Source organism: Micromonospora sp. WMMD730, from assembly GCF_049178955.1.
In the GTDB taxonomy this organism is placed as follows: domain Bacteria; phylum Actinomycetota; class Actinomycetes; order Mycobacteriales; family Micromonosporaceae; genus Micromonospora; species Micromonospora wenchangensis.
On record NZ_JBMHML010000002.1, the window covers coordinates 2,825,763 to 2,846,904 of the forward strand.

Genomic DNA, 21,142 nt, shown 5'->3' on the forward strand with positions numbered 1-21,142 from the left:
GTCAGCCTCCGATCGTCTCGGTGTCGGTGCCGCCGGCCCACTGGCTCAGCTTGAACACCACGAACTCCGCCGGCTTGACCACCGCGATGCCGATGTGCGCGACCACCATCCCGGCGTCGCGGACGTCGACCGGGTTGGTCTCCTCGTCGCACTTGACGAAGAACGCCTCCTCGGGGGTGCGCCCCAGCAGCGCCCCGTCGCGCCACACCCGGGTCAGGAACGCGCCGATGTCGCGGCGGATGGAGCGCCACAGCGAGTAGTCGTTGGGTTCGAACACCATCCACCGGGTGCCGTTGGCGATGGCCTGCTCGATGGAGATCGACAACCTGCGGACGTTGAGATAGCGCCACTCGCTGGCCTCGGCGGCCAGGGTGCGGGCCCCCCACACCCGGATGCCCTCCCCGGCGAAGTACCTGATGACGTTGACCCCCTTGGGGTTGAGCACGTCGTGTTCCGAGCGGGTGACCAGGTACTCCAGGTCGACCGCGCCGCGTACCGGCTCGTTGGCGGGGGCCTTGTGCACCCCGCGCAGCGCGTCGGTGCGGGCCCAGATGCCGGCCATGTGACCGCTCGGCGGGGTGAGCACCAGCTCGCCGGTGAGCGGGTCACGCACCCGCAGCCAGGGGAAGTAGTAGGTGGCGTAGTCGGACTGCCGGGCCCGGTGGGCGGCGCCGGTGTCGGGGTCGGCCGGCTCGCCGGCCTTGCCGTCGGCCGGTTTGCCGTCGCCGGCCTTGCCGGGGCGCGCGGGGGTGGCCACCCGGGTCAGCGTCGAGATGTCCTCGATGCCGGGCGGCGGGTCGCAGATCGCCACCATGGTGCGCAGCCGCTCGGCCATGCTCAGCAGCGCCTCGTGCGACACCGGGTCGTGGAAGCCGGGCGCGGCGAGGATGGCCACCTCGTCGATCGCCTCCACCAGTTGCAGCCCGGTGCGCCGCTGCCCGGTGCCGGTGAGCTGCCCGTCGGCACCGACGTTGACCACCCAGCAGCGGCTGCCGCCGTTGTCGAGGAAGCCGAAGACCGCCCGGGCCAGCGGGGTGCTCTCCAGGTCGTCGCCGTCGGCGTACAGCCGGAGGAACTCCGACCAGCTGGTGACGGCCAGCGCCCGGTCGACGTGGGCGGTGCGGTTCGGCGCGACCCCGACGAACGCGGCGACGGCCATCCCGACCGGCCCGATCGGCCGGGCGGCGCCGGGCACCTCCTCGACGTAGATGCCGGGGGAGAAGTAGTGGGGCATCGGTCCTCCTGTACGGCCGGTCCGGCTCAGCGGGCCGGGGGTTCGCAGACGATGACGATGTCCGCGTCGGCCGGGTCGACCTCGGCGGTGAGGGTGCGGCCCCGGCCGACCAGGCGTAGCCGGACCGGCTGGTCGGGGTGTTCCGGGTCGTGCGGGACACCGGCGAGCCGGAACCGCCCGCCCGCGTCGGTGTGGGTGGCGTACGGGGTGCCGACCAGTTCCACCCGCAGCGCCGCCAGGGGTTGCCGCTGCGGGCCGACCACCCGGCCGACGAGGTCACGCAGGTCCAGCCGGCGCAGCCGCAGCGGATGCAGCACCGGCGGCGCGACCGGCGGCGTGGACGTCACCTGGGCCGGCACGTCGACCAGCAGCGCCGGCCGGGGGGCGACGCCCAGCGTCACCCACAACGCCGGGTCACCGGCCTCCAGCACCAGTTCCGGTTCGCCGGCCGTGGCGGCGGCGGTCAGCACCCGGTCCAGCCCGGCCAGCGCGGCCGGGCCGGCTGCGGCGACCAGGTAGCGGATCGTGAACCGGTACGGCGCGGGCGTCCCGGTGCCCCGGGTCTGCCGGGCCGGCCGCAGGGCCAGCGGCCACAGGGTCAGCCCGACGCCCCCGTCGGCGGGCGGGCCGACCGGGACGTCCTCGCCGGCCGCCCCGGCCAGCCAGGCGGCCAGCTCGGCGGTGGCCGCCTCGACCGGTCCCGGCCCGTCGCCGGTCATCGCGGCGGCGTCCCCTGGATGCGGTACGCGATGGCCTCGTTCCACACGTGCGGGTAGACGCCGATCTCGAAGTACCTGGTGAACCGGTTGATCGGTGCGTTGGCGTGGTCGTGCCAGAGCAGCCACACCGGGGCGACGGTGAACAGCACGTAGTTGAGCGCCACCAGCGGCAGGTAGAGCGGGCCGAGCAGCCGGGCCTGGAGGATGTGCACGTCCTCGTGGCGTTGGATGCCGGGGCCGGCACCGGCGCAGACCGTGCCGATGGTGGTGGCGTACCGCGGGGACACCCCCTCGACCAGGCTGACCCGGCAGCTGTGCTGCGAGGTGGGCCGGTCCAGCGAGTGGCCGACGACGAGGTGCAGGGCGAGGTAGAGCGCCCCGGCGGCGGTGTTCGGCAGGCTCCAGGTGTGGTCGATCACGAACAGGGCCACGCCCCGGGCGTCCGGGCCGTACACCCGGGCGGCGGCGACCGACCAGCCGAACGGGACCCCGATCAGCAGGCCGACGACCGCGCCGACCAGCAGGCCCACCGGGCCACCGGTGGTCACCCCGAGCGCCGCCCCGCACAGCACGTGGACGGCGGCGCTGACGATTCCGTAGACCATGGCACGCCTCCTCAGACCCAGGAGCGGACGAAGCGGGGCTCGCGCCCCTGGGCGAGCTGGCCGGGGGTGGCCCGGGTGGGCTGCCGGTTGCCGGACGGTAGCTGGTTGACGCCCAGCGCGGCGGAGAAGATGACCAGCCCGTTGAAGAACGCGATCAGCCACTTCTCGCCGCCCGCGTCGGTGGCGAACGCCGCGGTGGCGTACGACAGGAGCAGCGCCACGCCCAGGGCGATCCATTTGCGGGCCTTGTCGTTGTCCGGGCCGAGCAGGCCACCGATGACGTTGGCGGTGAGCAGGGTGGCGGCGCTGGCACCGGCCACGGTGCCGAGGGCGGCCCAGGTGAAGAGATCGTTCACGGCGATCCCCCTTCGGATGGTGCGGGACGGGCGGGGGCGGCCGGGGTGGCGGCGGTGCCGCCCCGGCGGCGCAGCAGGACGGCGGTGACCCCGCCGGCCAGCAGGAGCAGGACGAGGACCGCCACGGACACCGGCAGCCACGGGAAACCACCCGGGTCGTCCGGGCCGCTCGCGGCGGCGGGGCTGGCCGACGGGGTGGGGTGCGGCGGGGCCTCGGCGATCGCCCGCAGCTCGGCCGGTTTCGGCTGGTTGGCGATGACCTTCCAGGTGACCGAGCGCCCGGTGAGCGTGCCGTTGGAATCGATCACCCGGCCGGGAAAGGTCACCGAGATCTCGAACGACATGAGCTGCAGGAACGTCTGCTGGTTCTGGGGATTCTGTTCGGCCACCTTCCCGCCGTATTTCTTGGGGTCGAGTGGCAGGCTGAACCGGTAGAGATCACCGTCACGGACGAGCTTCACGCTCTCGCTCGTGAAGTTTTTCAGCGGGGTGTGCCGATAAGTGATCTGCGCGCCGTAGAAACGCTCGTCCTCGTAGACGGTCTCCTCGCCGGCGGGCAGAGCGGGGATGTTCTCCCGCAGTTCGGCGTAGGCGACCGCGAGGTTCTTGTTGCGGCTGCTGAGCACGGACTTCTCCGCGGTGAGCAGGAGTTGACCGTCGACGGTGTCGTCGGCGTTGACGGTCAGCCCCAGGTTGAGCTGCATGCATCCGGCCAGCAGGGTCAGCAGGGCCAGACACACCGTGAGTCGGGCCATCCTGCCGCGCCCGCGTCCGGTATTCATGGGCATATTGTGTGTGATCCACTTCACACCGGGCAGTCGGCGATCGGTCAGATGGCTGTCTCCGATCTTACCGATCCGCTTATCGGTCCGGCCGGCACGGATATGGTCCGCCGGTCGATATCCTGGAGGGTCGGCATCCATTACCGACCATTGTGGATGATCGCGGAAACCCTATTTCTGCGTTCGCTAGATCTGCGTTAAATCTCGGCGGCGACGGGTGCTGAACACGCCGGCCGCAGCCTGGGGACATGCATGCCGACGCCGAACAGGCAAGCCCGACCGAACCCCGCCGTCACGACCCACGACGGCCCCCTGCCCGCCCCCTCGCCGCCGCCGTCCGCACCCCCACCCCGGGTGCGACGCCGGGCATCCTCGCCACCGGTGCCTGCCTACCCGAGCAGGTGGTGACCAACGCGTCGCTGGCCGCGGCGCTCGGCGTCGCGGCCGACTGGATCGTCGACCGGACCGGGGTCCACGAACGGCGCGCCGCCGCCCCCGGCGAGGCCACCTCCGACCTGGCCACCCACGCCGCGCGGCAGGCCCTCGACCGGGCCGGCGTCGCCCCCGCCGACGTCGGCCTGATCATCCTGGGCACCTCGACCCCGGACCTGCCGCTGCCCGCCACCGCCTGCCGGGTGCAGGCCAACCTCGGCGCGTGGGGCGCGTACGCGATGGACCTGGACGCCGTCTGCACCGGCTTCCTCTACGCCCTGGACGTCGCCCACAAGATCATGCGGTGCGACCCGGCCATCCGGTACGCCGTGGTGATCGGCGCGGACACCTACTCGCGCATCCTCGACTACACCGACCGGCGCACCTCGGTGCTCTTCGGCGACGGCGCGGGGGCGGTGGTGCTGGGCCGCTCGGCCGACGCCGCCGGCATCGCCTACACCCGGCTGGGCAGCGACGGCCGACAGCACGACCTGGTCCGGATCCCCGCCGGCGGCAGCCGCGCCCCGGCCAGCACCGCCACCGTCGCCCACGGCGGGCACTACTTCACGATGGACGGCCGGGCGGTACGCGCGTTCGCCGAACGCAAGCTGCCGGAACTCGTCGCCGACGCCACCGCCGCCTGCGGGCTGACCGTCGCCGACCTCGACCTGCTCGTCCCGCACCAGGCCAACGTGCGGCTGCTGCGCGAGGTGACCAAGGAACTCGGCTTCGTCGCCGACCAGGTGGCGATCAGCGGCACCCACTACGGCAACACCGGCGCCGCGTCCGTGCCGGTCACCCTCGACGCGGCGATCGACGCCGGCCGGGTCCGCCCCGGGGCCCGGGTCCTGCTCGCCGCCTTCGGCGGGGGGATGACCTGGGGAAGCGCCCTGATCACCTGGCCCGGCGGCACGGCCGGCCAGCCGACCCACGAGGAGCCACCGGCATGAGCATCCTGTCCGACTACGCCAAGCGCACCCCCGGCTCGAAGGAACACTTCGCCCGGGCCGGCGCGATGATCCCGGCCGGGGCGACCCGCAGCCTCAACTCCTGGCCGCCGTACCCGGTCTACCTGGACCGGGGGGTCGGCGGCACGGTCTGGGACGTCGACGGCAACGCCTACCGCGACTTCCTGGCCAACTACACCGGCCTGCCGCTGGGCTACGCCGACCCGGACGTCACCGCCGCCATCCGGGAGCAGCTGCCGCACGGCACCTCGCACTCGTTCTCCCGCACCCTGGAGGCCGAGCTGGCGGGGCTGCTGGTGGCGCGGGTGCCGAGCCTGGAACGGGTCCGGTTCACCGGCTCCGGCACCGAGGCGGTGATGTTCGCGCTGCGCCTGGCGCGGGCCCACACCGGCCGCCCGCTGGTCGCCAAGGCCGAGGGCGGCTACCACGGGACCACCGACGACGTCATGATCAGCGTACGGCCACCGGCCGACCTCGCCGGTGACGTCCGGTCGCCCGCCTCCGTGCCGGAGATGCGCGGCATCCCCGCCTCCCGCACCCGGGAGACCCTGGTGGTGCCGTTCAACGACGTCGCCGCGTCGCAGGAGATCCTGCGCGCCCACGCCGACCGGGTGGCGGCGCTGGTGCTCGAACCGGTGCTCGGCGTCGGCGGGATGATCCCGGCCACCGCCGCGTACCTGACCGCGATGCGGGCCACCTGCGACGAGCTGGGCATCCTGCTGGTCTTCGACGAGGTGATCACGCTGCGGCTGGCGTACGGCGGCGCGCAGCAGGCGTACGGCGTCACCCCCGACCTGACCACCATGGGCAAGATCATCGGTGGTGGCCTGCCGATCGGCGCGTACGGCGGCCGGGCCGACATCATGGGGTTGCTCGAACCCCAGGGCGGCACCGACGTCTACGACTCCCGCTCCGGCGGCCCGGCGCTCTACCAGGGCGGCACGTTCACCGGCAACGCGCTGAGCGTCGCCGCCGGCATCGTCACCCTCGGCAAGCTCGACGCCGCCACCATCGACGCGCTCAACCGCACCGGCGACCTGCTGCGCCGCGAGTTGACCGGGGTGTTCGCCGGTGCGCCGGTCGACGCCGTCGTCACCGGCGTCGGGTCGCTGTTCAACATCCACATCGGCCCGCGCCGGGTCGAGGTGTTCCGCGACGTCCGCGACGTCGACGCCGCCCGCCAGCAGGCCTTCTTCCTGGGCCTGCTCAACCACGGCGTGATCGTCGCCCCCCGGGGCATGGGCTGCGTCACCACCTGCACCACCCCGGATGATGTCGCGGCCTTCACCGCCGCCGTCCGGCTCACCCTGCACGACATCACCGAGGCCGGCTGAGAGGGCACGACGATGCAGATCACCTGGACACCGGAGCAACACGCCCGCCGGGAGCGGTTCCGCCGCTTCGCCGCGACGACCGTCGCCCCCGGCACCGCCGAGCGCGACCGCGCCGGGGTCTTCGACACCAAGTCCTGGCATGCGCTGGCCGACGAGGGTTTCTGGACCGCCCACCTGCCCCGCGAGCACGGCGGCGACGGGGGCACCCTGTGGGACTTCCTGGCCGGGCTGGAAGGGCTCGCCCAGGGCGCGGACGACTCCGGTTTCGTGCTGTCCGCCGTCGCCCACGCCGGCCTGCTGCACGTATTGTGCGAACACGGCACCCCCGAACAGCGTCGACGGCTGCTCCCAGCGCTGGCCGGCGGCGCGGTGGGCGCCACCGCCGCCACCGAACCGGCCGGTGGCTCCCACGTCGCCGCCGTCGGCACCCGGGCCCGCGTGCACGGCGTCGACGACTGGCGGCTCACCGGGCACAAGGCGCACATCACCAACGCGCCCGTCGCCGACCACCTGCTGATCGTCGGCCGGCTCGACGGCATCGGCGCCCGGGACATCACCCTGTTCGTGCTGGACCGCGACCGGCCCGGCGTCGACACCGGCGTCGCCGAGGACCTGCTCGGCCAGCGGACCAGCCCCACCGGGCCGATCATCCTGGACGGGGTGCCGGTCGGCCCGGCGGACGTGGTCGGGCCACCCGGCGACGGGCTCGCCACCCTCTACTCGTTCCTGGCCTTCGACCGGCTCATGTACGGCGTCGTGGTCGCCGCCCAACTGGAGGCACTGCTCCCCGTGGTGCTGCGCCGCTGCGCCGAACGCCGGGCGTTCGGCGTCCCCATCGGCGAGCACGAGTTCATCCAGGACAAGGTCGTCGGCATCCGGACCACCATCGAGTCGGCCCGGCACCTCGCCTACGCCGCCGCCGACGCGCTGGTCCGGGGCGACGACGCCTACAGCGCGCTCGCCTCCTGCGCCAAGCTGGCCGCCTCCGAGGGCGCGGTCCGGTCCACCGTCGAACTGGTCCAGATCTTCGGGCACGCCGGCTACGACCGTGCCGGCGGCATCGAACGGCACCTGCGCGACGCCGTCGCCATCCGGATCGCCGGCGGCACCACGGAGATGCAGAAGAAGAACATCTACAAGGACGTGGTACGCCGCTACGCCACCCCGGTCGACGCGCCGGCGGTGCCGGCGTGACCGCCCCGACGGGCCCCGGCACCGTGGCCGTTCCGACGGATTCCGGCGGCGTGGCCGCTCCGTCGGTGGCCGGCGGTGTGGCTGTTCCGGCGGGTTCCGGCGGTGTGGCCGGATCCGGTGCCGCGTCCGATCCGGCCGGTGCTGCCGGTGGGGCGGGCGTCGCCGGTGCGGGGCTGGGGCGTCGGGTCGAGGGGGAGCGGACCCGGGTGGTCCGCGAGGACGACTGCGCGACCCGGTGGGGCAACGAGGGCCTGATGGTCCTGTCCACCCCGGCCATGCTGGGCCTGATGGAACAGACCTGCGTGGAGGTGCTCGCCCCGGTGTTGTCGTCCGGCGAGATGACCGTCGGCGTCGGCGTGACGCTGACCCACGCGGCGGCGGCCGGTCATGGTGAGCCGGTCACCTACCGGGTCGCCCTCACCGTGGCGGGCCGCGACGTCGACGTCGACTTCACCGTGGTCGGTCCGACCGGGACGGTGCTCGGTCACGGCTCCCACCGGCGTCGGATCGTCGACCGGGCCGCCTTCCTCCGCCGACTGGCACCCCCGACCGGCTAGCCCACCCGCCCCCCGGGCGCCCGACCGGGCCCCCGGGGACGCCCGTGCCCCCGCCCGCGCCGGCGTGCGGTGATCAAGAGGTTCGCGTCACCGGCCACGGCATTTCCTGACGCAAACCTCTTGATCACCCGGGCGGGTTGATCACGTGGGCGGGGCGGGGCAGGGGAGGGGGAGTGGGTCGGGCGGGTGAGGGCGGTGGAGCGGCGGGGATGGGGGTGGGTGGTGGGGTACCGAGCGTGTCGGTGGTGACTACTGTTCGTCCCCGGTGGACGGGTGGGAGGGGTGGTCGGGTGGCGACGTCGCGGGTGGACCTCTCGGGTCGGGCCGGCACGCCCTTGCGGGCGATCCTGCGGTCGCCCGGCTGGATGGGCTGGGCCGTCGCCACCTTCGGGGCCCGGCTGCCGGTGGCGATGGCCCCGCTGGCACTGGTCTTCGCCGGTCGGGCGCTCAGCGACGGCTACCTGCTCAGCGGCCTACTGGTCGGCGCGCACACCATTGGCGAGGCGGTCGCGGCACCGGCCGCCGGGGCGCTGATCGACAGGTGGAACCCGCGTCGCGTGCTGGCCGGGTGCCTGGCCGCCGAGGCGCTGCTGTTCCTGGCCGCCGCCGTGGTGGTCGGCACGGGTGGCGGCACGGCGCTGCTGGTCGTCCTCGTCGCGTTGGCTGGTGCGGTGCCGGCCGGCGCGCCGGGCGGTCTGCGGTCGATGCTCACCCACCTGGTCGACGCGGCCGTGCTGCCCCGGGCGCTGTCCCTGGACACGGTGCTCAACCAGGTCTGCTGGGGGCTCGGACCGGTGCTGGTCGGGGTGACGGTCGCCGCCGTCTCGCCCGCCGCCGGTGTGGGCCTGGTCGCGCTGCCGGCCGCGATCGCCGCGGGGGCGGCCCTGCGCCTGCCCGATCCGGCGGCGGCCCGGCCCGCCGCCGGGCGCAGCCGGGTGCTGCCGGTGCTGCGCCTGCTGGCCCGCACCCTGGCGTTGACCGCCGCGCTGCGGGTGCTGCTCGGGGTGCTGACGGTGGCGGCGGTGCCGCTGTTCACCGGCAGCGGGCGGGCGTCGCTCGCCGGGCTGGCCCTCGCCGCGTACGCGGTCGGGACCGGCCTCGGCAGCGTCCTGTACAGCCTGCGGAGCTGGCCGGGCGGCCACCAGCGGCAGGCCGACGTCGCCCTGCTGGTGCTCGGCCTGGTGGTCGCGTTCGCGGTGGTCGCGCGACCGCACGCCGTCGCGCTGCTGACGCTGTACGCCGTCGCCGGGTTCTTCGAGGGGCCGACCGTGCTGGCCCGGTCGCTGCACCTGGAACGGGTCCTGCCACCCGACCGCCGGGCCACCGGCTTCTCCCTCCAGTACGCGGCGATCGGTTGGGGGTTCGCCGTGGGCAGCATGGTGCTGGCACCCCTGCTGACCCGCTGGGGCGCGGCCACCGTGGTCACCGGGGCGGGGCTGGCGGTGGCGGCGCTCGCCCTCGTGGCGACCCTTCTGCCCGCGCGCCCCGACCGGGCCCGGTGACCCGTCACCGGTACGCCGCCCCCGACCATCCGGCCGCGGCGGACCGGCGGGTGTCGGACGGCTCGCTGAGCGCCGGGTCGCCGTCGAGCACCCGCCGGTGCAGCCGCTGCAACGCCGGCCCCGGCTCGATGCCCACGCCGTCGGCAAGCGTCTGACGGAGGTCGCGGTACACCGCGAGGGCGTCGGCCCGGCGGCCCACCTGGCACAGCGCCCGCATCTGCATGTCGCGCAGCCGTTCCCGCTCGGGGTGGAGGGTGACCAGTGCGGCCAGTTCCTCGACGGCTTCGTCGTACCAGCCGAGGCGCAGGTAGGCGTCGGCGCGCAGCTCGATGGCGAGCAGCCGCCGTTCACCGAGCCGTCGGCTCTCGGCCAGGATCGAGGGGGACGGGTCGACGTCGGCGAGCGGGTCCCCCCGCCAGGCGGCCAACGCCTCGGACAGGGACCGGACCGCGTCGTCGAGCCGGCCCGCCGCGAAGGCGGCCCGGCCGCGCACCACGTTGGCGTCGAAGAGGTGGCTGTCGACGTCGCCGCGTGCCAACCGCAGTTTGTATCCACCCGGGCCGGTGATGATGGACCGCCCCACCGACGGGGGCAGACTGCGCCGGAGGCGGAAGACGTACTGCCGGATCAGATTGCCGGCCGAGGCGGGTGGTTCGTCGGTCCACACCTCCCGGGCCAGGCGTTCCACCGGAATGAGCACATTTCCGTTGACCGTCAGGACCGCCATGAGATTGCGTTGCTTGGGAGCATTGATGCAGTAGTTCTGCCCGGGAAGTATCACAAATGTTCCGAGTATGCCGAACTTCACGAATCCCCCACGATGCGCGTGCCCCCGTACCGTCAGTGCCCACCACTGATTGAAGTTAATCGATCAATAATGACGGTGCCGCGCCATCTCCGTTCGGCCGCGCCGCTGCGGTAAGGGGCACATCGCGCTTGTGGCCGTGACGAAAGCGGTGTGAGATCAGCGGTGGGACGTCGGGCCCGGACGGGACACACCGGGCCGGGAAAACGACCACACCAGGAAAGCCGGGCCGGAAGGGCCACGCCAGGGGAAGAGGACCGCGCGCCGTGAACACCGCCACCGATAACCGAGCCGTCCCACCCCCGGTGGTACGGGCCGCCCGTACCGGAGTCGCGGTGGTCTTCGCCCTCAACGGCCTCGCCGTGGCGACCTGGTTCTCCCGGGTCCCGGCGGTCCGCGACGCGCTCGGCCTCAGCGCCGGCCGGCTCGGACTGCTGCTGCTGGCCATGTCCGGGGGCGCGGTGCTGGCGCTGACCACCGCCGGCCTGGTGACCCAGCGGCTCGGCCCGGCCCGCACCGTCGTCGCCTCGACCGTGCTGGTGGCGGTCGGGCTGGCCGGGGTGGGCATCGCCACCCCGATCGGCTCACTGCCCGGCGTCGCGGTCGGCCTGTTCGCCCTCGGCTACGGCTCCGGCACCTGCGACGTGGGCATGAACGTCGAGGGCGCGGCGGTGGAGAAACGGCTCGGTCGCACCATCCTGCCCCGCTTCCACGCCGCCTGGAGCCTCGGCTCGGTGGCCGGCGCCGGGCTCGGCGCGGGCGCGGCCCGGCTCGCGGTGCCGATCACCGTGCACCTGGCGGTGCTGGCGGCGGTGGTGCTCGGCGGCACCCTGCTCGGGGCGCGGAACTTCCTGCCCGCCCTGCCCGCCTCCACCGCCGACGGTGCCGCGTCGGCCCGCCGGGGTGGCCTGCTCGCGGCCTGGCGGGAGCCGCGCACCCTGCTCATCGGCGCGCTGGTGCTGGTGATGGCGTTCACCGAGGGCAGCGCCAACGACTGGCTGGCGGTCGCCTTCGTCGACGGCTACGGGGTCAGCGAGGCCGCCGGGGCCGCCGTCTTCGGGGTCTTCGTCGCCGGCATGACCATCGGCCGGACCGCCGGCACCGTGGCCATCGACCGCTGGGGCCGGGTGCCGGTGCTGATCGGCACGATCCTGCTGGCCGCCGCCGGCTCCCTGCTGGCGGTGCTGGCCGGCTCCGGGCCGCTCGCCGTCGTCGGGGTGGTCCTCTGGGGACTCGGCGCATCGCTCGGCTTCCCGGTCGGGATGAGCGCCGCCGCCGACGACGAGGAACGCGCCCCCGCCCGGGTCAGCGTCGTCGCGGTGCTCGGCTACACGTCGTTCCTGGCCAGCCCGCCGCTGCTGGGTCTGCTCGGCGACCACGTCGGCATCCTGCACGCCCTGCTGGTGGTGCCGGTGCTGCTGATTCCGACCCTGGCCCTGGTGCCGGCGACCCGTCCGCCGGCCGGTGCCGCGCCGCAGACACCCGCCGGCCCGATACAGAAAACCTAACAGTCGTCGGCCCCGGCCGGTATCGGGTGCGCGGCCGTTACGCCGGGCCACCGCCGCTGGCTAGGGTCGCCGGATGCCAACCGAGATCACCGCCGCAGCGGCGGGCCGCTGGACCCTGGGTGACCGCACCGTGCACCGGATGGGCTTCGGCTCGATGCGGATCACCGCCCACCCCGACCGGGAACGGGCGTTGCGCGTCCTGCGCCGGGCCGTCGAACTGGGGGTCGACCACATCGACACCGCCGCGTTCTACGTCTCGCCGGGCGGCACCCTGAAGGTCGGCACCGGCCCCGCCCGGTACGCCACCGAACTGATCCGCGCCGCGCTCGCCCCGTACCCGGAAGGGCTGGTCGTCGCCACCAAGGTCGGCTTCCGGGACGACCCGACGACCGGCCTGCACGAGGAGGCCAGCCCGGCGCAGCTGCGCGCCCAGGTGGAGGAGAACCTGCGCCGGCTCGGCCGCGACCACCTCGACCTGGTCAACCTGCGGATCGTCAAGCGGCCCGCGCCGGACTCCGTGGCCGAACGCTTCGGCGCGCTGGCCGAGCTGCGCGACGCCGGCCTGATCCGGCACCTGGGTCTGTCCAACGTCCGCCTCGACCACCTCGACGAGGCGCAGACCATCGCCCCGGTGGTCTGCGTGCAGAACAACTACGCGCTGGACAACCGCGGCGACCAGGACGCCATGGTCCGCGAGTGCGGTGCCCGGGGGATCGCCTACGTGCCGTTCTTCTCCCTGACCGGCGGCAACCGCGAAGGCGGGGCCCGCACCGACCACGGCGCGGCCGTACACGCCGTCGCCCGCGCCCACGACGCCACCCCGCAGCAGGTACGCCTCGCCTGGACGCTGCACCAGGGCCCGCACGTGCTGGCCATCCCCGGCACCGGTGACCCGGCCCACCTCGCCGAGAACGTCGCGGCCGCCGCGCTGCGACTCACCCCCGACGAGCTGGCCGCCCTCGACCGGCGGTGAACGGGCCGCTCAGCCGGCTGTCACCGGGTTCGCAGCGCCCTTCCAGGTGGGGGTGCTCCACTGGAGGGACGCCGAGGAGAGGACGGGCAGATGGGCTGGTTCAGCCGACGGACCCGGGCTGACGAGGGCATCCCGACCAAGCTCGACCGGGAGGCCACCCGGGACGACCTGACCGCGCTGGCGGACTTCGTGGCCGCCCACCGGGGGGTGGAGTTCTATCTCGAACCCGAGACGACCGCCACCGACACCACGGTGGTGGCGATCGCGCACGACGGGGAGTGGATCCGCCGCCGCACCGGCTCCCCACGTACGGCGGCCAAGCTGGCCCACCGGCACGCGGTGCCACTCTACGAGGCGGCGAAGACCGGATACCCGGAGCGGATGCGGGCCTGGAACCGGGCCCACCCCGAGCGTCGCCTCCGCTGACCCCGCAGCCGCGCGTGCAGCGTGGCCGGGGTGGTGCCCCCCGTGGGATGTCGGCCCGTGGGATGTGGGTCCGTGGGGGTGCGGCCACGGCGGCGGGTGCGACCGCCGGCCGCCCCGCACCTCTGACCCTGCGGGGCAGGGGTGCGGGGGTATGTCGTCGCGGGGGCCCTTTCGAGCTGATGACGGTGACGGATCGGCCCCGCCGGGTGGGACGACCCGTACCGCCAGGTCGGGGTGGCCGGGGTGGCGCGGCCCCGCAGCACCGGATGGGCCTGTGACCGGAGGGCCTGCGGCACTGGAGGAGGCGGCCCCGCGGCACCGGGCCGGGGTGCCGCCCTCAGGCTGCCCCGGCCCCGGGGTGCCGGGCGGGTGGCCGGGGCGCTACCCGGCGCGACAACCGTCCGGTCAGGTCGGCCGTGCCGGTCCCGAGTCGTTGACATCATCAGCTCGACAGCGTGCGAGAGAGGTGTCCCGACCGACCAGCTCCGTGCCGCCCGGATCAGCTCCGTGCCGCCCAGTTCCGCGCCGTCGCGGGGCCGGTGGCCGCCGTTGACCTCGGGGTGAGGAGTGTGGCAGCATTCGCGGCCTGACGGCAGTGAAGGAAGTCGGTGCGATTCCGACGCGGTCCCGCCACTGTCACCGGGGAGCGATCCCCCCTCGTGGGTCACGACCGTGCGTGCACGGTTGGAAGGCCGGGGGTGAGCGTCGATCCGGGAGCCAGGATACTTCGGCCGTCGGAGAACCCCAGGGCGTGGACACCCGAGGAGGAACCGATGACGCACAGCGTCACTGCCGACCCGATCACGGTCGGTGATTTCCGCATCACCGTCGAGCCTGCGCCGCCGCGCGCTCCCACCTCTCCCACCGTCGCCGGCCGTCGCCGGGGCGGTCGGCCTGCCGCGTACCGCTGACGGCCGGTCCGGATGCCCCGCCGCCGGCGGGGTGCGTCGGACCTCCGCCGCCGCTGACCGGCGTCCCTCCCGCCCCGCTCGGCCCGGCCCCGTGGTCGAGCCGGACGTCACTCTCCGGAGCCGAACGTGCGCATCCTGCTGCTGTCCACCGCCGACACCGATCTGCTCGCCGCCCGCGCCAGCGCCGCCGACTACCGTCTCGCCAACCCCACCCGGGTCGACGTGGCCGCCGTGCCGGCCCTGCTCGACGGTGTCGACCTGGCCGTCGTACGGCTGCTCGGCGGGCGGCAGGCGTGGCCGGACGGCCTCGCGGCGGTGCTCGGCTCCGGCGTCCCCACGATCGTGCTCGGCGGCGAGGCGGTGCCCGACGCGGAGCTGATGGCGGCCTCCACGGTGGCCTCCGGGGTGGCCACCGAAGCGCTGTCCTACCTGGTCGAAGGGGGCGCGGACAACCTCGCCCAGCTCGCCCGGTTCCTCTCCGACACCGTCCTGCTCACCGGTGAGGGCTTCGACCCGCCCACCCCCACCCCGCCCTACGGCATCCTCGACCACCACCGCCCGTCCACCCCGGTCGACGGGGCGGACCCGGTGGCCGGGCCGCAGGACGGCGGCGGGCGGCCCACGGTGGGGATCGTGTTCTACCGGGCGCACGCGCTGGCCGGCAACACCGGTTTCGTGCAGACCCTGGCCGACGCGGTCGACGCGGCCGGCGGCGAACCGCTGCCGATCTTCTGCGGATCGCTGCGCGGGCTCACCCCCGGCGACGGGCCGCTGGACCTCTTCGCCCGCTGCGACGCGCTCGTCGTCACCGTCCTCGCCGCCGGGGGGACGGTCGCCGCCGACGCCTCCGGCGGGGGCGACGAGGACGCCTGGGACGTCGGCGCGCTCGCCGCCCTCGACGTGCCGGTGATCCAGGCGCTCTGCCTGACCAGCACCCGGGAGCAGTGGGCGGCCAGCGACGCCGGACTGTCCCCGCTCGACGCGGCCATGCAGGTGGCCATCCCCGAGTTCGACGGTCGGATCGTCACCGTGCCGTTCTCGTTCAAGCGGATCGACTCCGACGGGCTGTCGGTCTACGCCGCCGACGCCGAGCGGGCCGCCCGGGTCGCCGGGATCGCCGTCCGGCAGGCCCGGCTGCGCCACCTGCCCAACGCCACGAAGCGGGTGGCGGTCGTGCTCAGCTCCTACCCGACGAAGCACTCCCGGGTCGGCAACGCCGTCGGCCTGGACACCCCCGCCTCGGCGGTCCGGCTGCTCGCCGCCCTCGCCGACGCCGGATACCACCTCGGCGACGCGCCGCCGCCCACCGACGGGGACGCGCTGATCCACGCGTTGATCGCCGCCGGGGGTCACGACGTCGAGTGGCTCACCCCGGAACAGTTGGCCGCCGCCGAGGCCCGGGTGCCGGGGGAGACCTACCGGCGCTGGTTCGACCAGGTGCCGGTCGACCTGCGGGACCGGATGCGGGAACACTGGGGTGAGCCACCCGGCCAGCTCTACACCGACGACGGGGACATCGTCCTGGCCGGGCTGCGGTTCGGCAACGTCACCCTGCTGATCCAGCCGCCGCGCGGCTTCGGCGAGAACCCGATCGCCATCTACCACGACCCCGACCTGCCACCCAGCCACCACTATCTGGCCGCGTACCGGTGGCTGGCCGCGCCGGTCGCCGACGGCGGCTTCGGCGCGGACGCGGTGGTGCACCTCGGCAAGCACGGCACCCTGGAATGGCTGCCCGGTAAGGGACTCGGCCTGGCCGCCGACTGCGCCCCCGACGCCGTCCTCGGTGACCTGCCGCTGGTCTACCCGTTCATCGTCAACGACCCCGGCGAGGGCACCCAGGCCAAGCGGCGGGCGCACGCCGTCGTGGTCGACCACCTGGTGCCCCCGATGGCCCGCGCCGAGACCTACGGCGAACTGGCGAAACTCGAACAGCTGCTGGACGAGTACGCCACCGTGCAGGCCCTCGACCCGGCGAAGGTGCCGGTGGTCCGGGGGCAGATCTGGGAGCTGGTGCACGCCGCCGAACTCCACCACGACCTGCACACCGAGGCGATGCCCGCCGCCGACGACTTCGACGACTTCGTGCTGCACCTCGACGGCTACCTGTGCGAGGTCAAGGACGTGCAGATCCGCGACGGGCTGCACATCCTGGCCGGGGTGCCCACCGGTGAGGCCCGGGTCAACCTCGTCCTGGCCGTGCTGCGCGCACCGCAGGTGTGGGGCGGTAGCCGGGCGCTGCCCGGCCTGCGGCAGGCCCTCGCCGCCGGCTACGGCCTGGACGAGCAGGCGCTGCTCGCCGAGCCCGGGGCGCGGGTGGCGGTGCCGACGGCGTTGACCGACGTGGTGGACGGGCCGGCGGTCACCGCCGCCGACGCGGTGGACCTGATCGAGGGGCTGGCCCGGCGGCTCGTCCTCGGCATGGAGACCCTCGGCTGGGATCCCGACCGGGCCGACCCGGTGGTCGCGGAGGTGACCGGCGGGTCCTGCCCCGACGCCGCCGAGGTGCTGCGGTTCGCCGCCCGCGAGGTGGTGCCCCGGCTGGACCGCACCACCGACGAGATCACCCACACCCTCGGCGCGCTCGCCGGCCGGTTCGTGCCGCCCGGACCCTCCGGGTCGCCCACCCGGGGGCTGGTCAACGTGCTGCCCACCGGCCGCAACTTCTACTCCGTCGACCCGAAGGCGATCCCCAGCCGCAACGCCTGGGACGTCGGGGTCGCGCTGGCCGACTCGCTGCTCGCCCGCTACCTCGCCGACACCGGGGAGTACCCGCGGTCGGTCGGGCTGACCGTGTGGGGCACCAGCGCCATGCGTACCCAGGGCGACGACATCGCCGAGGTGCTGGCCCTGCTCGGCTGCCGGCCGGTGTGGGACGACCGGTCGCGGCGGGTCACCGGCGTCGAGGTGGTGCCGGTGGCGGAACTGGGCCGGCCCCGGGTCGACGTCACGGTCCGCATCTCCGGCTTCTTCCGCGACGCGTTCCCGCACGTCGTCGCCCTCCTCGACGACGCGGTACGGCTGGTCGCCGCCCTCGACGAGCCGGCCGGGGACAACTACCTGCGCGCGCACGTGGCCGCCGACCTCGCCACGCACGGCGACGAGCGGCGGGCCACCGCCCGGATCTTCGGCTCCAAGCCCGGGGCGTACGGGGCGGGGCTGCTGCCGCTGATCGACGCCCGGAACTGGCGTACCGACGCCGACCTGGCCGAGGTGTACGCCGTCTGGGGCGGCTACGCCTACGGCCGGGGCCTGGACGGGCGGGAGGCGCGGGCCGACATGGAACGGTCCTTCGCCCGGATCGCGGTGGCGGCGAAGAACCAGGACACCCGCGAGCACGACATCGTCGACTCCGACGACTACTTCCAGTACCACGGCGGGATGGTGGCGATGGTGCGCCACCTCACCGGGGCCGCCCCTGCCGCGTACGTGGGCGATTCGGCGATGCCGCACGACGTGCGCACCCGCACCCTCGGCGAGGAGACCCGGCGGGTGTTCCGGGCCCGGGTGGTCAACCCGAAGTGGATCGCCGCGATGCGCCGGCACGGCTACAAGGGCGCGTTCGAGCTGGCCGCCACCGTGGACTACCTGTTCGGCTACGACGCCACCGCCGGGGTCGTCGACGACTGGATGTACGAGCGCCTCGCCGAGGCGTACCTGTTCGACGGGCAGACCCGGGAGTTCCTGGAGCGGTCCAACCCGTGGGCGCTGCGCGGCATCACCGAACGGCTCCTGGAGGCCGCCGAACGCGGCCTGTGGGCCGCCCCCGACCCCACCACCCTGGACCGCCTCCGGGAGACCTACCTGGCCACCGAGGGCGACCTGGAGGAACGACAGTGAGCGCGAGGAGTGAGCCGGGTTTGCGAGCCCCGCAGTCGCGATCGGAGGCCAGCTCAGTGAGCGGGTTTCCCTTCTCGGCAGTGCTCGGGATGGACGACATGCGGTTGGCGCTGCTGCTCAACGCGGTCAGCCCGGCGATCGGCGGGGTGCTCGTGCGGGGTGAGAAGGGCACCGCCAAGTCCACCGCCGTCCGCGCCCTCGCCGCCCTGCTCCCGCCGGTGGACCGGGTCGCCGGCTGCCGGTTCGGCTGCGACCCGGCCGCCCCCGACCCGACCTGCCCGGACGGCCCGCACCCGGCCGCCGCCGGGCACGAGGACCCGGCCGCCGCGCCGGTCGAGCGCCGACCCGCCCGGCTGGTGGAGCTGCCGGTCGGTGCCGCCGAGGACCGGGTGGTCGGCTCGCTGGACCTGGAGAAGGCCCTCGCCGAGGGGGTACGCGCCTTCGAGCCGGGCCTGCTCGCCGCCGCCCACCGGGGGGTGCTCTACGTCGACGAGGTGAACCTGCTCCACGACCACCTGGTCGACCTGCTCCTGGACGCCGCCGCGATGGGCCGCTGCCACGTCGAACGGGAGGGCGTCTCGGTCAGTCACGCCGCCCGGTTCCTGCTGGTGGGCACGATGAACCCGGAGGAGGGTGAGCTGCGTCCGCAGCTGCTCGACCGGTTCGGGCTGACCGTCGAGGTGGCGGCCAGCCGGGACCCGGTCGTCCGGGTGGAGGTGGTGCGCCGCCGGCTCGCCGCCGACGCGGACCCGGTCGGGTTCGCCGCCCGGTGGGCCGCCGCCGACGCGGAGGTGGCCGCCCGGGTGGCCGCCGCCCGGGACCGGCTCGACGCGGTGCTGCTGCCCGACGCCGCGTTGCGGCAGATCGCCGAGGTCTGCGCCGCGTTCGACGTGGACGGGATGCGCGCCGACATCGTCACCGCCCGGACCGCCGTGGCACACGCCGCCTGGCAGGGCCGGGACCGGGTGACCGCCGAGGACGTGCGGGTCGCCGCCCGCCTCGCCCTGCCGCACCGCCGTCGCCGTGACCCGTTCGACACCCCGGGCCTGGACGAGAAGCGCCTCGACGAGGCGTTGCAGCGGGCCCGCGACGAGCACCCCGACGACGACCCGCCGGACACCGGCCCGGCCGGTCCGGGTGACCCCGGCGGCCCGGACGGCGGTGGGCCGGGCGGCCCTTCGACGGGTGGCCCCGGCGGCGGGCCGGGCCCGCAGCCACCCGACGACGCCGGTGGGCCGCAGGATGCCACCGGTGGGCCCCAGGACGCCGGTGGTCCGCGGGGCCACGACGACCACCCGCGCGCCCGGACCGGTCCGGCCTCCCCACAGTCCGGGGACGACCGGTGGCCGGACCGCATCGACGACGGCGGACCGGCCGGCGACGACGGGCCGGACACCGGACACCGCGCCGACGGCCGGTCGGGACGCCCCGACGACGGCTCCGCCGAGCACACCGGTGCCCGTCCCGGGCGACCCGGCCAGGGCGGTACCGCGAACCCGGGTGACCCGGCGGGCACCGGCTCGGTGGCCGTACCGCAGCGGGGGTTGACGGCCCGGTTGTTCACCGCGCCGGGGGTCGGTGACGGGGTGCCCGGCCGGCGCTCGCGGGCCCGGACCGGGCGGGGGCGGACCACCGGGGCCCGGGTGCCGACCGGTCGGCCGGCGGCGGTGCACCTGCCGGCGACCCTGCGCGCCGCCGCCCCGCACCAGGCCCGGCGGGGCCGGTGCGGCGGCCGGTTGCTGCTGCGCCCCGACGACCTGCGGGAGGCGGTCCGGGAGGGCCGCGAGGGCAACCTGGTGCTGTTCGTCGTCGACGCCAGCGGCTCGATGGGCGCGCGGCAGCGGATGTCGGCGGTCAAGGGTGCGGTGCTGGCCCTGCTCACCGACGCCTACCAGCGGCGGGACACGGTGGCGGTGGTCGCCTTCCGGGGTGCCGGCGCGCAGGTGCTGCTGCCGGCGACCTCGTCGGTGCTGGCCGCGTCGGCACGGCTGGCCGAGCTGCCCACCGGCGGGCGTACCCCGCTGGCGGAGGGGCTGCTCGCCGCCGCCGACCTGCTGCGGGTGCAGCGGCTGCGGGACCCGCGACGGCGTCCGCTGGTGCTCGTCGTCACCGACGGCCGGGCCACCGCCGGGCACCGGCCGCTGGAGCGGTCGGCGCGCGCGGCGGCGGTGCTCGCCGCCACCGGCGCGCCCTGTGTCGTGGTGGACTGTGAGTCGGGCCCGGTCCGGCTGCACCTGGCCCACCGGCTGGCCGGCCAGCTCGGCGCGACCCACCACCGCCTGGACACGGTCACCGCCGACCCGCTGGCCGGGCTCGCCACCGTCGGAGCGAATCGGAGCGTGCGCTGATGCCGCAGGGAAAACCGGAACACGTCCCCGCCGACGGGTTGACCACCCGGCAGCGGCGGCACCGCCCGTTGACCATCGTGCACACCGGGCAGATGAAGGGGAAGTCGACGGCGGCGTTCGGGTTGGCGCTGCGGGCCTGGACGGCCGGGCTGCCGATCGGGGTGTTCCAGTTCGTCAAGAGCGCGAAGTGGCGGGTGGGTGAGGAGAACGCCTTCCGGGCCCTGGGCCAGGTGCACGCCGAAACCGGGCAGGGCGCGCCGGTGGCCTGGCACAAGATGGGCGAGGGCTGGTCGTGGATCCAGCGCGGCGGCGACGCCGACCACGCCGCCGACGCCCTGGAGGGCTGGCGGCAGATCCAGCGTGACCTGGCCGCGCAGCGCTACGGCCTGTACGTCCTCGACGAGTTCACCTACCCGATGAAGTGGGGCTGGGTGGACGTCGACGAGGTGGTCGACACCCTCACCCACCGGCCCGGCTTCCAGCACGTGGTGATCACCGGCCGGGACGCCGACCCGCGGCTGGTCGAGGCGGCCGACCTGGTCGCCGAACTGACCAAGGTCAAGCACCCGATGGACGCCGGCCAGAAGGGCCAGAAGGGCATCGAGTGGTGACCGGACCGACCCGCCGCACCGACCAGCGCCGCCCGCC

General features: G+C 74.7%; 17 protein-coding genes and 1 riboswitch. Of the genes, 11 read left to right on the forward strand and 6 right to left on the reverse strand.

Annotation, left to right across the window (positions count from 1 at the left end):
* Position 1 precedes the first annotated feature (1 nt).
* Genes ACN265_RS12330 through ACN265_RS12350 form a run of 5 tightly spaced genes read right to left on the reverse strand, consistent with a single transcriptional unit; the run spans position 2 to position 3,696 of the window.
* The gene (locus ACN265_RS12330) at positions 2-1,234 is read right to left on the reverse strand and encodes a phage tail sheath family protein (protein ID WP_420119071.1); all 1,233 of its coding nucleotides are present in this window, start codon (positions 1,232-1,234) and stop codon (positions 2-4) included.
* Positions 1,235-1,260: 26 nt separating this feature from the next.
* A complete protein-coding gene (locus tag ACN265_RS12335) occupies positions 1,261-1,953 on the reverse strand; it encodes a carboxypeptidase regulatory-like domain-containing protein (RefSeq protein ID WP_357930090.1) in 693 nt (230 codons plus the stop codon).
* Entirely contained in the window at positions 1,950-2,558 is a 609-nt protein-coding gene (locus ACN265_RS12340; protein WP_204922956.1) for a glycine zipper family protein, read from the reverse strand. Before ACN265_RS12340 ends, ACN265_RS12335 begins: the two co-directional genes overlap by 4 nt.
* Before the next feature lie 11 nt (positions 2,559-2,569).
* Positions 2,570-2,914, reverse strand: coding sequence for a hypothetical protein (locus ACN265_RS12345; RefSeq protein WP_088646730.1), 345 nt, complete (start codon positions 2,912-2,914; stop codon positions 2,570-2,572).
* Positions 2,911-3,696, reverse strand: a complete 786-nt coding sequence (locus ACN265_RS12350; RefSeq protein WP_421407547.1) for an LppM family (lipo)protein — start codon at positions 3,694-3,696, stop codon at positions 2,911-2,913. The genes ACN265_RS12345 and ACN265_RS12350 overlap by 4 nt, the downstream gene beginning before the upstream one ends.
* 248 nt (positions 3,697-3,944) lie before the next feature.
* On the opposite strand from ACN265_RS12350, the gene ACN265_RS12355 reads away from it, so the two are divergent.
* From ACN265_RS12355 to ACN265_RS12375, 5 genes are all read left to right on the forward strand, one after another.
* Positions 3,945-5,078, forward strand: coding sequence for a 3-oxoacyl-ACP synthase III family protein (locus tag ACN265_RS12355; RefSeq protein ID WP_421407549.1), 1,134 nt, complete (start codon positions 3,945-3,947; stop codon positions 5,076-5,078).
* Complete coding sequence (locus ACN265_RS12360; protein WP_420119075.1) at positions 5,075-6,430, forward strand: aspartate aminotransferase family protein; 1,356 nt, start codon at positions 5,075-5,077, stop codon at positions 6,428-6,430. The genes ACN265_RS12355 and ACN265_RS12360 overlap by 4 nt, the downstream gene beginning before the upstream one ends.
* A gap of 12 nt (positions 6,431-6,442) precedes the next feature.
* Positions 6,443-7,624, forward strand: coding sequence for an acyl-CoA dehydrogenase family protein (locus ACN265_RS12365; RefSeq protein WP_420119076.1), 1,182 nt, complete (start codon positions 6,443-6,445; stop codon positions 7,622-7,624).
* Positions 7,621-8,181, forward strand: coding sequence for a thioesterase family protein (locus ACN265_RS12370; RefSeq protein WP_420119077.1), 561 nt, complete (start codon positions 7,621-7,623; stop codon positions 8,179-8,181). Before ACN265_RS12365 ends, ACN265_RS12370 begins: the two co-directional genes overlap by 4 nt.
* Positions 8,182-8,471: 290 nt before the next feature.
* Positions 8,472-9,683, forward strand: coding sequence for an MFS transporter (locus tag ACN265_RS12375; RefSeq protein ID WP_421407552.1), 1,212 nt, complete (start codon positions 8,472-8,474; stop codon positions 9,681-9,683).
* A 4-nt stretch (positions 9,684-9,687) separates the two neighbouring features.
* Here ACN265_RS12375 and ACN265_RS12380 read toward each other — a convergent pair whose 3' ends face one another.
* Positions 9,688-10,491 carry an AfsR/SARP family transcriptional regulator gene (locus ACN265_RS12380; RefSeq protein ID WP_357930106.1) on the reverse strand — a complete coding sequence of 268 codons (804 nt, stop codon included), beginning with the start codon at positions 10,489-10,491 and terminating at the stop codon, positions 9,688-9,690.
* A gap of 263 nt (positions 10,492-10,754) precedes the next feature.
* Here ACN265_RS12380 and ACN265_RS12385 point away from each other — a divergent pair, with 263 nt between their 5' ends.
* From ACN265_RS12385 to cobO, 6 genes are all read left to right on the forward strand, one after another.
* On the forward strand, positions 10,755-11,996 hold the full coding sequence (locus ACN265_RS12385) for an MFS transporter (protein ID WP_421407555.1): 1,242 nt from the start codon (positions 10,755-10,757) through the stop codon (positions 11,994-11,996).
* Positions 11,997-12,069: 73 nt separating this feature from the next.
* On the forward strand, positions 12,070-12,969 hold the full coding sequence (locus ACN265_RS12390; RefSeq protein WP_420118681.1) for an aldo/keto reductase: 900 nt from the start codon (positions 12,070-12,072) through the stop codon (positions 12,967-12,969).
* Positions 12,970-13,059: 90 nt separating this feature from the next.
* Complete coding sequence (locus ACN265_RS12395; protein WP_088646738.1) at positions 13,060-13,395, forward strand: hypothetical protein; 336 nt, start codon at positions 13,060-13,062, stop codon at positions 13,393-13,395.
* A 598-nt stretch (positions 13,396-13,993) separates the two neighbouring features.
* A riboswitch (cobalamin riboswitch) is annotated at positions 13,994-14,123 on the forward strand.
* A 309-nt stretch (positions 14,124-14,432) separates the two neighbouring features.
* The gene (gene cobN / locus ACN265_RS12400) at positions 14,433-18,146 is read left to right on the forward strand and encodes a cobaltochelatase subunit CobN (RefSeq protein WP_421407559.1); all 3,714 of its coding nucleotides are present in this window, start codon (positions 14,433-14,435) and stop codon (positions 18,144-18,146) included.
* Entirely contained in the window at positions 18,143-20,494 is a 2,352-nt protein-coding gene (locus ACN265_RS12405; protein WP_421407561.1) for a VWA domain-containing protein, read from the forward strand. The genes cobN and ACN265_RS12405 overlap by 4 nt, the downstream gene beginning before the upstream one ends.
* Positions 20,494-21,105 (forward strand): cob(I)yrinic acid a,c-diamide adenosyltransferase, encoded by a 612-nt coding sequence (gene cobO, locus ACN265_RS12410; protein ID WP_420116718.1) that lies wholly within the window; start codon positions 20,494-20,496, stop codon positions 21,103-21,105. The genes ACN265_RS12405 and cobO overlap by 1 nt, the downstream gene beginning before the upstream one ends.
* Positions 21,106-21,142 lie beyond the last annotated feature (37 nt).